We start from the raw sequence: 13,661 nt of genomic DNA on the forward strand, positions 1-13,661 counted from the left end.
CTTCGGGTCATTCGCAACGAACCCCACCGATCATGACCGACATCCGATGTCCGCTTCGTCCCGCTTGCGACCGAAACGGCGTGGCACCGCAATATGTCGCGAAGGGCCAAATTCCGATTCAGAGGCTAGGATAGGCTCGCCAAAACGATTTCCCGCAACACGCGCGTCGGCGGGATCCACTGATCTTCGGCCCCGTAGTTTCCAGCCGTCAAAGCGATGACGAGCTGCAAGGCAGGAATGATGAACAGGCGTTGGCCGCCTTCTCCCTGCGCCATCCACATGCGCTCCAGACGCCCGGGCGCCCATCCCTTCGGCTTGCCGAAGGCCACATCGAGAAGAAACCATTGATAGCCATAACGGCGAAGCTCGTCAGAACTGATCACCGGCGTCGTGCAACGCGTGATCCACTCTGCGGGAACGATCTGCTTGCCGTCGATCTGCCCACCCGAGAGCATCAACGTCCCGATGCGTGAGAGGTCGCGAACCGACATCCGGGCGCCCGACGCAGCGAATGGCTCCCCATCAGGCCCAGCAGCCCATTGCGTCGGTCCCATGCCGAGCGGATCGAAAAGAGACTCGCGTGCGAAGTCATGCAGTGACTTGCCTGACCCTTTTGCGATCAAGCGGGCGAGCAACGCGGTCGCCCCGCCGCAATAGGTCCAGTGCGCACCAGGCCTATCGACGACCCGGCGTTCTAATATGTAACGATAACGGTCGGGAGCGTCGTCCATTGCGGTTTCGCTGTTGCGAGGATCGACATAGGGTAAGCTGCTCTCATCCCAATCGGTTCCCATAGTCATAGAGAGCGCATGATGGACGGTTACGCGGGAGCGTTCCTCGTCGGCAAGATCACGATATTCCGGGAATCCGAGAAACAGGCTCGCCTCCGGCGCCGGTACCTTCCCTTGCTCAAGGGCGATCCCATAGAGCAAAGCCACGATGCTCTTCGAGCAGGATCGCAGATCATGGAGCGTCTCCGCCGCAAACTTGACCGTCCCGAGGTCGCCGATCCCTCTCTCGCGATCTTGACCCTCGAAATAGCGCTCGACGATCAGTTTCCCGTTCTGGAGAACAAGAAGACCATGGATATTCCACACGCGCCGCTCAGCGACTGCTTGATCGAGCCGTCGGATCACGTCGGTGGCAAATTTATCAGGAGGGAACGTGGGCCGTTGCTGCCCCAACGCCGGCAGGATCGGCGAAACCACGGCTGCTGTTCCTATTCCTGAAAGTATCTGGCGACGATTTGGCACGGCCGAAACGCCCTCATGTGGAGATGTATCGCTTTATATCAAACGCACGTCTTGCAGTGAATTTCGGCGCTGGGGCTAGAAGGAGACGCTAGCCGTGGACGCCATTGACCAGTTGTTGCAGTTATCCCGGACCTAAGGAGATCGAAATTAGAAAGTCAGGGCAAGCCAAGAGATCAGCGGATAAGACAAGGTAAGTTGTGCGTTGAAAAGAGCATGGGCCAGCCAACCTGGTGACAGGGATTCGTAACGAAAGCGCAGCGCATAGGTTGTGATGCCCAATAGAACCATCGCTACGCTCCACACGACGCCGAGCGGCAGAATATGATTTGCTGCAAACACAAAGCTGCCGAAGCCCAAGATGGTGAGGTCCCTCCAGCCAAGCCGGCGCAACCAGGCAACTAATACCCCACGATAGAGCACCTCTTCGCACACGGGCGTCGTAACCACGAATAGAAACACTACGATGGTAACCGACCGCGCATCATTGAAGTCGATGCGAACGTCCTGGCTTCGACCGCCCGTCACTAGAGTTAGCCAATGCGTCAGGAGGGGTACGCCAATCATGACGATTACCGAACCCGCTACGGCCGCAAGGAAGGTGGGCCAAGTGAGTCTTCGAAAAATAAAGACCTCTTGCTGCATGTCCCGATGTCTTGACCAGAACCATGCCAGGGCCACAGCGATCCAGCTACTCGCGGCATACGATAACAATCCATAAAGCCTGATGTTCTCCGGCGTAGGCAGTTGAACAGCCCGTCCCTGTCCGACTTGCCACGCTGCCTGGGCGGCAAGACCAATAGCCATGACAATCATGGCCAATCCAATCGGAGAGAGCACGATCATAAAAGCGAGAATGTTCTCACGCCAATGACTGGAGACCTTAGCACGATCGGGACCAGCGCTTTCGTCGACACCGACAGTGGAAAATGGGGCGCGAATGCCTGGCGGATTCATCGCAGCCTCGAAAAACCACTGACGAAGCTCGACAAGGCATTCGCCCTCTGAAGAGACGGTTATCTCTTTTAACACTAAGGACTGTCGCGTGTATCGTCAATGCCACGCATCTCTTGCGCGAATGAGCTCGAAGCCGACGCACACAGATGACATCGCCACTCGTCTGGTCGAGCCGCGCCGTCTCCGCGAGCGAATTAACCAATCAGGTGCGTCGCCGACAAAAGGCCCCGATTTTGTGGTATTATCTATTCTTGCGGCCATCCCCGCTGAATGTGAGGGAGTTTTCCGGTCGCAGATGCGCTTCGTCCGCGCATTCATGGCATGGCACGACATCGCTGGGCTGATCGCCTCTCTCGGAATTCGAGGGGCTCTCTAGGCGTGTCCAACCATCACCGGGCCTGAAAGGCACCCAACATCGTTGTGAATTCGTGTCCCCATCTCGCCCGCAATCCGGGGCGGTCGGTATGGATTCATTGTTGCGATTCAATGGCTTGTTTGTAAGCCATTGAAATCAGATTCTTTTTTGAATCTTTCCTTGGGACTCTTGCAGGGTTTCCGAGGATCCTCATCGAGAGGTCAGTACACCTCGAAAAATCAGGCGGTCCCCGTTCGCGCGAGGACCGCCTGCAATCCGGGGCCGAAACGACCCGGACGGCGCCTGCAAAGGCATCCGGATTCTGCTTCGTCGAGCTGCACGATGCAAGCTCGTTTGTGAGTAGATCACTTCTTCGGCCCCAACACCCAATGCCCGACGACGGGACCTTCCCGGCGAACGGCAGAGCTTTGCCCGAAAGGCAGGAGCCGATGACGATGACGCTCGAAGAATACTTGACGCCAGATCCGTCGTTGCGGGCGCCGCGGCAGGAGCCGGATGTACTCCTGGATGCGCTGCCGAGCCTGGCGAGCCGGCCGATCTCGCTGCACTCGGCGATCTCGGTCCACGGCTGGGATTTCTTCGGCGGCCGCAAGGTTTGGTATGAAGCAGAACTCGAGCTGAACTTCGCGCTGCTCGCCGCGATGCGCCCCGACGTCGCCGAGGTCGCCGAGCAGCCGTCGGCGGTCACTTACGTCGACGACGATGGTCGCGAACGGCGGCACACCTTCGATTTTCAGCTCAAGCTGACCACCGGCACCATTGGTCTTGTCGCAGTCAAACCTGCAGCTCTGGTCGAGCATACCGGCATCGGCCGCACGGTCGAACTGATCGCCGAGCAGATGCCGCCGTCGCGCGCCGACTGGGTGCTCCTCTTCACCGATCTTGATCTCTCGCCGATCGATCTCTTCAACGCGCAAGTTGTCCACCACGCCCGACGCGATCCCTGGCCAGAGGACGACGCCGCCTTGGCCCAGCTGCTGAGCCGACTCAAGGGCGAGACCACCATCGGTGAATTGGTGACCGCTTCCCGCCTGGGCGGCTACGGGTTTGATGCCGTAGTCCGCGCCATCGCGGCCGGCAAGCTCCGCCTTCTCGAATACGGAATGCTCGACGACAACTGTCTCGTCGTCGCTCCGCGCCGCAAGCGCAAGGCCTGAGAGCCCGATGCTCCAGCGCGCCCACGAGCTCCTCCCTCCGAAGCCGCCGCGCTCGCGGCAGGCCGTGCGCTGGCACGTTGGTGAGACCGCCGTGCTCAGCCTCATGGGTGAGCCGTGCGTCCGCAAGAGCTGCGACAAGAACGGTTTCGTGTTCGAGACCATCTCTGAGCCGAAGCGGTCCATTCCACTCACCTTCGAGGAATTTGACCTCCTCAAGGATGGCTACGAATTCGACATCGACCATGTGGGAGCAACGCCTGGCAAAGCCGCCGCGGTCCTCAATAGCGGCGAGGAAATGATCGCGGACCTCCCAGCCGTCGAACGCGAGCTCGTCAAGAATAAGCTCATCGCTGTCCGTAAATTCCTGGTCCTGCAAGCGCGCGGCGCTGCCTCGCGCACTCGTAAAAAGCTCGCTCCCATCCTGCTCAAGATGCAGGACGAACTATTCGCGCCAAAGGCGCCGGCTAAGGGCGGCCAAATGGCGCCTCCCACCTTCACCCTCGTTGGCCCCAAGCGCTTCCTCGAGTGGGCCGATGCCTACCTGGAGAAGGGACCGCTCGGCCTGGTGAACCAGTATCATCTCTGTGGCCGGCGTGGCGATCGCTACAATTGGGAAGAACGTCTGGTTCTTCTGGACCACGTCTACCGCTATCTCAGTCGCGAACAGCCGACCATCGCCTTTCTCTGGGGAGAGATGGAGAAGGAGTTCGCGAAGCTGAACCGCGAGCGCATCGAAGCTGCTCACCTCGATCTTCGTGACTATGCCGGCATCGACCTCGCCCGCGTCTCCACGGAATTCAAGGAGCACATGGAGGCGCGCGGCGTTGTGCTGCTGACCTGCCCGGCCATCGACCTGCTCCGGGTGGAAATCCGCCGCCTGCCCCCGTTCGACGTGATCGCCGCCCGCAAGGGTGAGGAAGTCGCGATGCGCTTCTTCCACCCGTCCAAGGGCGGCGTGCAGGGGCTGATCCGACCGATGCAGCGCGTCGAAGCCGACGATTGGAAGACACACCTCCATACCCTCGTCATGGAGCTCCGGCCGATTTGGGACGCCATCAGTCCCGAATTGCGGGAGGCAGCACCAAAGAAGCGCTGTGTCTTCAGCGCGGCGATCTGCTGCACGACGCGGGTCATCCCGGCGATGACGCTCGCGCTCGGCACCGGCGCCTCGAACACCAAACAACTGCTGCGAATGTGCGTGTCCGACAAGACCGCACTGGCGCGCTCCCTCGGCTGCGAAACACCCTGGGAATACCGGGCGACAATGGACACCTTCGTCGTCGACGAGGGGTCGGCCCTGCTCAACGGCGAGACCGAGTTCGTCTGCACCGATCTCGGAATCGGGTTCAAGAGCCCGCAGATCAATACGCCGCAGCAGCGCCCGAAAATCGAACGCTTCTTCCAGACCCTCGATATCCGGGGCTTGCTGCGCTTCTCGGGCCGGGCGTTCTCCAACCCGCAGGTGCGCGGCAAATACGAGTCCCTGGCGCGCGCCTGCGTCACCGTCGAGGAGCTCGCGGCGCTCATCGTCCGCTTCGTCGTCGATCAATACCACAACATGCCGCACGCCGGCCTCGGCGGCGAGACACCTCGCGCCTGCTGGCGCCGTCTCACAAAGAAGCGCGCACCTACCACGCCACCTGGTCCGAACCGGGTCCGTCTTGCGTTCGGGGAGCCGTTCACCGTCACGATGCAGGCTGAAGGCATCGAGATCTTCGGCAATTGGTATCGCTCGCCTAAAACCGACGAGCTGTTCCAGCGCCGCCCGCAGCGAGACTACACCGTGAAGGTCGACGGCGAGGACCTCGGCGCCATCTCGCTCCGGGTCGATGACGGCTGGCTCACGGTGCGCGGGCCCGACATCATGAAGGGCGTCAGCGTCACCGTCTGGGAGGCGGCGCTCAAGAACTTGCGCCGGCAGGATCAAGACCTGCAAAACCTCGTCAAACCCGTGGTTCATCGCGCCATCGAGTTCGCGCAGCAAGGCGATGCCGAAACCCGCAAACGCCTCAGCATCCTCTACAGGCCGAAAACCCGCGAGCAGCTCGAAGCTATCCGCACGCGCATGAACCAGACGGTTCGGCACCGCCAGGTGCTTCTCGCCCCGCCCACCGGTCCGGTCGATGTGCTCGGACGCCGTATTCCCGTCGGCACGAAGGCCCTGCCGCGGAAGGAAGTCCGTGCTTTGCCGCCACCGGATGCACCCGCCCAGCCCACGGGTAACCGCGCCGTGCGCACGCCTGCGCGCCCGCAACCCGCAAAGACCCGCCCCATCAGCAAAACGCCCGCACCTAAGCCGACCCGTCCGTGGAAACCCAAGGAGCGCAAATGATCATGCACGATAACGCGGACCCGGCCGCCTATCTCCGCGCGCTGCTCGATCCCTCCGAGCGGGACTTCGTCGACCGCGTCGAGAAGGCCAAAACGGCCTACATGACTTCCGAACGCGACGAGGATCTCGCGCGCCTGCTCAAGCGGCTGACGACGAACGCAGTCATCCGGCGTGACCCCACCAAGCCGCACGCGGCCAACAATCGTGCGCCGGGCAAAGGCGTCGTCATCGTCGGCCCCAGCGGCGCCGGCAAGTCGAGACTGCTGGACGAGACCTTCCGCGACAACGCGGCCTTTCCCAACTTCGGCATCAAAGGCACCTGGTGCCCGTTGATCTCCGTGACGGCGCCGAGCCCCTGCACGCTCGGCCAGGTCGGTATCCGCCTCCTTGACCTGATGGACTACGACCTCCGGCGCGAAATCCGCGAGAACAATGCCTGGCTCCGGGTCAGGCAGCAGCTGCGCGAGAACAACATCCTGTTCCTCGCATTCGACGACCTGCAGCATGTCCTTCACGGCTACAGCGAGGACGAGGTCCAGAAAGTGCGCGACACCTTGAAGGACCTGATGACCAACCCGGAGTGGCCGGTGCAGCTCATTCTGTCCGGCATCCCCGAACTGCTGCCGTTCTTCCGTCATGACCGTCAACTGCGCCGCCGGCTCCGCTTCATGTACCTGGCGAAGCTCACGCCCAAACAGCACGCTGAGTTCCTGGAGCAGGCGCTCGACCATTACGCGAGTGAGGTCAAGCTCAAGCTCGCCATCAAGCCCGAAGATGACCTTGTCGCCCGCTTGCTCCACGCTGGCCAATACGAGATGGGCATCACGCTCGAGATACTCGCCGAAGCCATGGAGGAGGCGCTCGACCACGACGCCAACCGCGTCACCATGACCGACTTCGCCAACGCCTACGCCAGCCGCAACCTGATGCCGGACGATCAGAATCCGTTCGTCTCCAACGCCTGGCATACGATCGACACCACCCGCCTGCAGACCAAGGACGAGGAGGAAATCGACGACGCAACAACGCCGGTCGGTAAAAAGCGCAAGGGCAAGAAGTCGTGAGGCCCCTCCGCCAGACCGTCCCCCTCGGGACCGGCGAGACTCCGGCCTCGTTTGTCTCGCGCCTCGCTATCCGGTATGCGCCGTCCGCGCGCGAATTCTGTCTCGACTTCGGCACCACGTTTCAGAAGGTCGTCGATGGAGATCCAGAGGCGCTGGCCATCGTGGCCGCCAAAGGCGGCGTTGAACCTGCCTCCCTCGCTGCAAGCGCCTTCGTCAAGATCGGCGAGCGCCGCTATCACTGGCACGGTGAGGAGCTCGTCCGCGGCAGCCTGCGGCGGGCAGCGGTCGCGATCTGCCCGAAGTGCCTTTCCGAAGACATCGCGGCCGCGCCCCACCTGCGACCCGAGCTTGCGCCGTACCAGCGCGCGATTTGGCAGATCGCGGCAATCAGGACCTGCCCGGTCCACAACACCCCATTTGTCGTCCTGGAAAAAGATCTGACGCCGCAGCTCCTGCACGACTGGTCCCACCACGTCGCCAAGGCACTGCCGAAGCTGGACCAGCTGGTGGCCAATGCGGAGGCGCGGCCCCTGTCCGGGCTCGAGACTTACGTCACCGACCGTGTCGGACACGGTCCCGTCGGCGGTCGTCTGCTGGACACGTTTCCGCTGCACGTTGCCATTGCCGCCTGCGAACTGTTCGGCGCTGTGGCCGCGTTTGGTCGCAGGCCGAACCTGAAGCAGCTAACCGATGAGGAGTGGCGTCAGGCCGGCGGTGCCGGCTTCGATATCTTTGCCGGCGGTTCGTCCACCGTCCACGCCTTCCTCGAGAAGCTGCGCGATACCTACGCGTATTCGCGTTCGGGCAACGAGGGGCCCCAAGCCCTGCTCGGGCGCATCTACCAGGTGCTGGAGTTCGGTCGGGAGGATAAGTCCTACGACCAGCTGCGAGACCTAGTCGGCGACTTCATCCGGTCGCGCCTGCCGGTCGGCCCAGGCGACATCGTGTTCGGCAAACCGGTCGAACAGCGGGTCCTGCATTCGATCCGGACGCTCTCGATCGAGACCGGCCTCCACCCGAAGCGCCTCCGGAAGCTGCTGCAGGCGTCAGGAACGCTCCCGGAGGGCTCAGACGGCCTCGTGGACGGAAATTGCCTGTTCGACGCTCAGCGGGGCTACACGCTCGCTGCGCAGGCCTCGGCGTCTGCCTTCTCCCTCCGCGAGGCTGGCAAATATCTCAACGCGCCCCGCGTCCAGCGGGACCGGCTCTATCGGGCCGGCATTATCGTGCCCCGGATCAAGGGCAGCGCGCACTGCGCTGCCGACCAGTTCGCCCCCGAGGACCTGGACGCCTTCCTCGCCAGTTTGCTCGACAGTGCCCGGCTGGTTGCGACCGCCGGCGACGGCCAGGTCACCATCCCGCAGGCGGCCAAGCTGGCGTTCTGCATGAGCGAGGACATCGTCCGGCTCGTCTTGGATGGGAAGCTGCAGCGCAAATGGCGGATCGCTAGCGAGCGCGGCTACATGTCCCTGCTGCTCGACCTCGATGAGGTCCGGGCACTGGTCCGGGGGCCCGACCATGGCGGACTGACCTGTCTCCAGATCAGGGACAAGCTGTCCACCACGGCGAAGGTCGCGGCCGCCCTCATCAAGCACGGCCATCTGAAGTCGATCACTGTCGTCAACCCCATCAACCGCTGCCCGACGGTCGTGGTGCCCGCGGAGGAGGTCGCGCGGTTCGAACGGGAATACGTCTCCCTCTTCGCCCTCGCCAGGCAGCGCGGGCGGCATTTCCGGGCGGTCAAGAAGGAGCTCCAGGACGCTGGCGTTGAGCCGGTGTTCAATCCCAGGAAAATCGGGGCGACGTTCTATCGGCGACGTCATCTCTACCCGGACGCGGGTGTGTAAGGACTTCCGTGTCACTTCGCCAGCGCCCCGACCAGTGTTCGATTGTTAGGAAACGGCTGTTGGGCCGCGCTCGACCGTGGCACATTGCCGCAACAAATCCATTGCGCCGCGTTTCGCGCTCATGGCAGATTTCAGCAAATTGATTTTGCCGACCTCCCGCATTGCATCACAGATAGCCAGAGATGATCCGATCCGTTGTTGCCCTGATCCTTGCCGCCTGTCTCACAATTCCCATCAGCCAAGCCAACGCCGCTACCGATGAGCAGCGCCAAGCCATCGAATTGTTGCGCGTGGCGCTCGATTGCCGCTCTCCGGTTCAGCAAGGCCAGGAAAACAAGACCGTCAACCAATTTCGATTTGTCGGCGATGAGGAGACCCTGATTATTGAAGTCGATAGCTCCAGTGTATGGATGCCGACGAAGACGCAGAGCCCGACGGCGGCAGGACAAGACACCCGAAGTTTGTTCGTGTTTGCAGCAAAGTATGCCGATCTTGATCCAACGGAGTTCAAAGCTATTGAGCCAGGCTGCCGCAACGCGGAGCTCTGCGCCAGTAATTTGACGCTGCGTCACGAGGGTTGTGAAAGCCGGCGGGACGGCCAAAAGGTCTGCGATAGTTTAGGCGCGGCAGATGCTTATCCCCGTAGTGACAGCGCGGTCTCGTTCAAAGGCATCTGTCCATCACAGCTTGCTAATGTGACGTTGGCACTCACCACGTTGCACGCTGGGGCTAAGCAATCGGTACGCGGTAAATACATGCCTCGGGTTGATAATGCATTGGACGCAGTGCCGATCCGCGAGCAACGAACCACCAACTCCAACATCATTGGAGGTATCGGTTGGCAATCCAGCCCGGTGAATCTCACCAACTGCAGCGGCGGCTGGTGCCAGATCAAATGGGGTGAGACCATCGGTTATGTGCAGAAGGCGAATTTCACCGAGGCCAGGCGATGACGAGCCCGTACAAGCGGATACGTCGCGCAATGATCAAAGCCCGCATCGTTCCGCTTACCAATTTACTGATCGTTGCCAACTTAAATGGGGCGGGACGCTCGGCTGGGTCGAGAAAGCACACTTCCGTGAGATGAGAAAGTGAAAACGAGATGAGAAAGTGAAAACCAAAATCCTGCATGGCACCGCATGATCCGAAGAGCGCTTTACCCCTCTATTCTCGCCGCCGCACTTTGCAACCTAAGTAGTCCAGTTCCTGCCGCGACTGACGAACAGAAGCAGGCCGTCGAGCTGTTACGCGTTGCCTTGGAGTGCCGTCCTCCCGTTCAGCAAAGCAACCAAGGCAAGACCATCAGCCAGTTTCGGTTTATCGGCGATGAAGATACCTTGATTGTCGAAGTCGACGGCTCCAGCGTCTGGACGCCGACAAAGACGCAGAGCCCGGATAATGCCGGCAGTCAAGGCAGCAGCATGAGGCGGTTTGCAGCCAAGTACGCGGATCTTGACCCAAAGGGATTCAAGGCTGTTGGCCACGAGACAGTGGGCTTTATGATAGCATCGCGTTGCCGCAACAGCGAGCTATGCGCGATCGAGTTGACGCCGCGCCACGAGAGTTGCGAAAGCCGGCGGGACGGGCAGCAGGACTGCCACAGCGGTGACGAGTCCCAGCCAAGCATTAACAGTTCGAGCGCAGTGTTCATCAAAGACATCTGCCGATCGCAGTTTGACAACGTCACCTTGGCGTTGACCACGTTGCATGCTGCTGCGATGCGAACAGCGCCAGGCAAATACGCGGCACGCCCCGCGAATATTTTGGATGCCGTGCCGATCCGCGAACAGCCCACGACCACCGCCAAAGTCATCGGTGCCATCGGCTCGCAATCCAGCCCGGTGAACCTCACCAACTGCAACGGCGCCTGGTGCCAGACCAAATGGGGCGAGTACACCGGGTATGTGCAACGCGCCAATTTCAAAGAGACCAAGAAATGAGAGCGCTAATCCTTGCTGCCATCTTCTTGTCGGTCGTGCTGTCGTGCGCCGGCGCGCAAGCCGATACTGGCGAAGCCTGCCCATCGGACAATTATCTCTATCCCGAACCGACGATGGAGGAAGTCTGCGGTCCAGTGCCGCCAACGAATCAATGCAGTGGCGGCGACGGCCCTTGCTGGGCTGCCGTGAATGAACAGCAGAAAAAGCATCAACAATGCCGCACCCAGTTCTCCAAGGATGACGCGGAACGCAAAAAGCACAACGCGCTTGTGCTCCGCTGTCACGGCAAGCAGAGCGAACAGGAACCGCAGCAGAAGCCGGTCGCCAAGCCGGATCAGCAGGGCTCGACCAAGGACGCGCTAAAGGCCGCGCTTGAAGACGCCAAGAAAAAGACCGAAGCAGCGAGCCGTCCGACCACTTTCCACCAGGAGCAGGAGCAAATCAGGAAGGAAGGTCAGGACTACGTCAAGGGCGAGCAAAAGCGCTACTCCGACGAGCTAGAAGCAAAGCGCGCTCGCGATTTGGAGCTCGAGCAAGAGCGCCGGGAAGTCGAGAAATTGGAGCGCGAAGTGGAGGCCAACAAGGCATTAATTCGCGGCGATATGAGCCGGACATACGAAATTTCTTGCAACATGAACATTCCGAAAATCAGAGTACTGATAGAGAACATCAAGGCGTGCGCCTATAGGCACTGCCCGAAGTTGGCGACTTCCCAAGATGCATTTCATTGTTCGCAGCGAGTTCACGAGGTCGATTATAAGTGCTTCTTTCCTATTGAAAGTCTTTGGAGAGAGATGGAGCGCGCGCAGTGCAATTCGATTGCGAAGCAATAGCGCGCTTGCCGGCGATCCGCCTTTGAGCTTGATCTGCTGTCGAGATTCCAGTCCTCATCTGTCTGCGCCCCGCGTTCGGTGCCATGGGGATCAAAAATCGGCTGTAGTTTGATGAATTTTGTCTGGCTAATCGTTCCAGCCGGCGGGTGGATCGTCCGCTCGCGCTTGAAAGGAGCGAAGCCATGTGTGTTGAAATCAGGATCAGCATAGCGTTGTCTGAGGTTTGTATCTTAGCAGCCTGGCTAGGCGGACTGCTCGATTGGTTTCTGTAAATTCAGTCAATGCTCGCCCGCCGTCCTGAAGACGGCGGCACAAGGCTATCCGAATCTGTCCCCGGGCGGAAAACCTGCTACCTGGTTGCGTCGCCGACGGCCGCTGCGGCCCTGCGCAGGATCGCCAGCACTCCGTCCGGATTGAGCAGGTCCTCCGCCTCCCTCTCGAATTCGGCCCGATCCATGGTCGCGAACGTTCGCCACCATTCCGGCCCCCGACGCTTGTCGATCTGCTCGCCGAGTAGCACCCCGGGTCTGATTTTTGGGGACGTACTTTGCTCGGCAACCGCCCATCTGTCCGTGGATACCCGGGATCCAGATGGTACGATTCCAACGACTTACGGACGAATTAGGGGATGTACTTTGGTAGGCGCCGCAGCCCCCGGAATCTTATATTCTGACTTGTTGTTGATGCAAAAAGCCCCGCCTCATCGGCGGGGCTTTTTGTCTGCGCAGGTGTGTTGCCGAATTCAGGGGGCGGTCAGCGGTCAGCCCTTGCCGGCGCGGCCCTCGAACAGGGAGCGCCGAAAGGCGTAGTCCTCATCGCTTTCGTCCGGGTCGCGCTGCAGTTCATAATTCTCCAATGAGAACGGCGGCAAGGCATAGTTCTCTTCCAGGTCTTCCGTGTCGGCCGATAGGGCCGCGGCGAAACGTCTGCGAAGGGCCTCACGCACCAGCTCGGCGACGTACGTCGACGCGTCCTTGCCATCATCTGCTGCGGCAGCAGCCACGCGGGCGTAGAGCTCATCGTCGATCTGTATCGGAAACGGCATCACTCAGTCCCTTTTCGAATCTGATGTGTCGTTTTCGAGTTGGATTGCGATCTCATCCAGCGTCCGGACGAGCTCGTGCGCTCTCTCCACTTCTCTGAGCTGCCCCGCGCGTCGGGACGCAACGAAATCGCCGACAAGGTTGTCTCAATCTGGAACGAATTTGGCGCCGGTCGTGACGTCATGATCGTCACCCCCGTCAACGACGGTCCGTGTGGCGTCACCGGCCTCAACCGGCGTCTCCACGAGGAATATCTGCGCAGGAAAGACCTGCAAGAGCTCAAGGGACCGCTGGGAGACCTGTTCTCACCTGGTGAGCCCATCATCCACCGGCGCAACTGCTACAAGCGCGGCCTGTTTAACGGATCGATGGGGACCGTGCTGCGGATCGATCGGACCGAACGCCAGGTCACCGCCGTCTTCGACGACGAGGAGCACGTCTTCACCTCCGAGGACCTGGTCGACCTCTCGCTCGGCTACACGCTTACCTGCCATCGCGCCCAAGGCTCAGAAGCCGACTACGTCATCGTCGCCCTACCGTCGAGCCGACTGCTCGATCCGTCCTGGCTGTACACCGCGGTCACGCGCGCCCGACAGCAGGTCATCATCGTCGGACAGCCTGAGACCATGCGGGAAGCTTTGCAGCGGCCCTATGCTGACGAACGGAGGGTGGTCGGTCTCTCCTGGTCCTGACCCTTCAGGGGCTGCTTATCGGGGTAGAGCGGACGTCCTCACGGCATGATCAAATCGACGCAAGTGACCCGTAGCAGACTTCCCCATATGCGCGCGCCTCAGCGCGCCGACTTGGATGACCTGACAAGTGACTAGTTTGTCATTTGATTAGATCTACAAGAACGAATCTT

General features: G+C 60.9%; 12 protein-coding genes. 8 read left to right on the forward strand and 4 right to left on the reverse strand.

All coding sequences use genetic code 11. The features are described from left to right. Window positions 1-125: 125 nt before the first annotated feature. Together AC630_RS15370 and AC630_RS15375 are read right to left on the reverse strand one after the other, a co-directional pair. Window positions 126-1,208 carry a serine hydrolase domain-containing protein gene (locus AC630_RS15370; protein ID WP_083636282.1) on the reverse strand — a complete coding sequence of 361 codons (1,083 nt, stop codon included), beginning with the start codon at window positions 1,206-1,208 and terminating at the stop codon, window positions 126-128. Window positions 1,209-1,400: 192 nt separating this feature from the next. Next, window positions 1,401-2,282 carry a CPBP family intramembrane glutamic endopeptidase gene (locus tag AC630_RS15375; protein WP_083636283.1) on the reverse strand — a complete coding sequence of 294 codons (882 nt, stop codon included), beginning with the start codon at window positions 2,280-2,282 and terminating at the stop codon, window positions 1,401-1,403. Between the two features lie 729 nt (window positions 2,283-3,011). Between AC630_RS15375 and AC630_RS15380 the strand changes: the two genes are divergently transcribed. From AC630_RS15380 to AC630_RS15410, 7 genes are all read left to right on the forward strand, one after another. Continuing rightward, complete coding sequence (locus AC630_RS15380) at window positions 3,012-3,740, forward strand: hypothetical protein (RefSeq protein WP_083636284.1); 729 nt, start codon at window positions 3,012-3,014, stop codon at window positions 3,738-3,740. Window positions 3,741-3,747: 7 nt separating this feature from the next. Further along, window positions 3,748-6,072, forward strand: coding sequence for a TnsB C-terminal domain-containing protein (locus tag AC630_RS15385; RefSeq protein WP_074119353.1), 2,325 nt, complete (start codon window positions 3,748-3,750; stop codon window positions 6,070-6,072). Next, window positions 6,069-7,136, forward strand: coding sequence for an ATP-binding protein (locus AC630_RS15390; RefSeq protein WP_245330409.1), 1,068 nt, complete (start codon window positions 6,069-6,071; stop codon window positions 7,134-7,136). Before AC630_RS15385 ends, AC630_RS15390 begins: the two co-directional genes overlap by 4 nt. Beyond that, window positions 7,133-8,983 (forward strand): TniQ family protein, encoded by a 1,851-nt coding sequence (locus tag AC630_RS15395; RefSeq protein ID WP_074119354.1) that lies wholly within the window; start codon window positions 7,133-7,135, stop codon window positions 8,981-8,983. Before AC630_RS15390 ends, AC630_RS15395 begins: the two co-directional genes overlap by 4 nt. Window positions 8,984-9,165: 182 nt before the next feature. Then, complete coding sequence (locus AC630_RS15400) at window positions 9,166-9,936, forward strand: SH3 domain-containing protein (protein WP_074119355.1); 771 nt, start codon at window positions 9,166-9,168, stop codon at window positions 9,934-9,936. A 186-nt stretch (window positions 9,937-10,122) separates the two neighbouring features. After that, entirely contained in the window at window positions 10,123-10,923 is an 801-nt protein-coding gene (locus AC630_RS15405) for an SH3 domain-containing protein (protein ID WP_074119356.1), read from the forward strand. Further along, window positions 10,920-11,756 carry a hypothetical protein gene (locus AC630_RS15410; protein WP_074119357.1) on the forward strand — a complete coding sequence of 279 codons (837 nt, stop codon included), beginning with the start codon at window positions 10,920-10,922 and terminating at the stop codon, window positions 11,754-11,756. The genes AC630_RS15405 and AC630_RS15410 overlap by 4 nt, the downstream gene beginning before the upstream one ends. 349 nt (window positions 11,757-12,105) lie before the next feature. Here AC630_RS15410 and AC630_RS45430 read toward each other — a convergent pair whose 3' ends face one another. Next, complete coding sequence (locus AC630_RS45430) at window positions 12,106-12,276, reverse strand: hypothetical protein (RefSeq protein ID WP_167561215.1); 171 nt, start codon at window positions 12,274-12,276, stop codon at window positions 12,106-12,108. A gap of 240 nt (window positions 12,277-12,516) precedes the next feature. Continuing rightward, window positions 12,517-12,801 (reverse strand): hypothetical protein, encoded by a 285-nt coding sequence (locus AC630_RS15415; RefSeq protein ID WP_074119358.1) that lies wholly within the window; start codon window positions 12,799-12,801, stop codon window positions 12,517-12,519. A gap of 75 nt (window positions 12,802-12,876) precedes the next feature. Here AC630_RS15415 and AC630_RS15420 point away from each other — a divergent pair, with 75 nt between their 5' ends. Further along, on the forward strand, window positions 12,877-13,491 hold the full coding sequence (locus tag AC630_RS15420) for an ATP-dependent DNA helicase (RefSeq protein ID WP_245330410.1): 615 nt from the start codon (window positions 12,877-12,879) through the stop codon (window positions 13,489-13,491). Window positions 13,492-13,661: the final 170 nt, after the last annotated feature.

Source organism: Bradyrhizobium sp. AS23.2 (assembly GCF_001908185.1).
In the GTDB taxonomy this organism is placed as follows: Bacteria; Pseudomonadota; Alphaproteobacteria; order Rhizobiales; family Xanthobacteraceae; genus Bradyrhizobium.

Bases quoted from the DNA above. Each gene is read 5' to 3' on its own strand.
- AC630_RS15380 (WP_083636284.1), top strand. From the start codon at position 3,012: ATGACGATGACGCTCGAAGAATACTTGACGCCAGATCCGTCGTTGCGG.
- AC630_RS15385 (WP_074119353.1), top strand. From the start codon at position 3,748: ATGCTCCAGCGCGCCCACGAGCTCCTCCCTCCGAAGCCGCCGCGCTCG.
- AC630_RS15390 (WP_245330409.1), top strand. From the start codon at position 6,069: ATGATCATGCACGATAACGCGGACCCGGCCGCCTATCTCCGCGCGCTG.
- AC630_RS15400 (WP_074119355.1), top strand. From the start codon at position 9,166: ATGATCCGATCCGTTGTTGCCCTGATCCTTGCCGCCTGTCTCACAATT.
- AC630_RS15405 (WP_074119356.1), top strand. From the start codon at position 10,123: ATGATCCGAAGAGCGCTTTACCCCTCTATTCTCGCCGCCGCACTTTGC.
- AC630_RS15410 (WP_074119357.1), top strand. From the start codon at position 10,920: ATGAGAGCGCTAATCCTTGCTGCCATCTTCTTGTCGGTCGTGCTGTCG.
- AC630_RS15415 (WP_074119358.1), bottom strand. From the start codon at position 12,801: ATGCCGTTTCCGATACAGATCGACGATGAGCTCTACGCCCGCGTGGCT.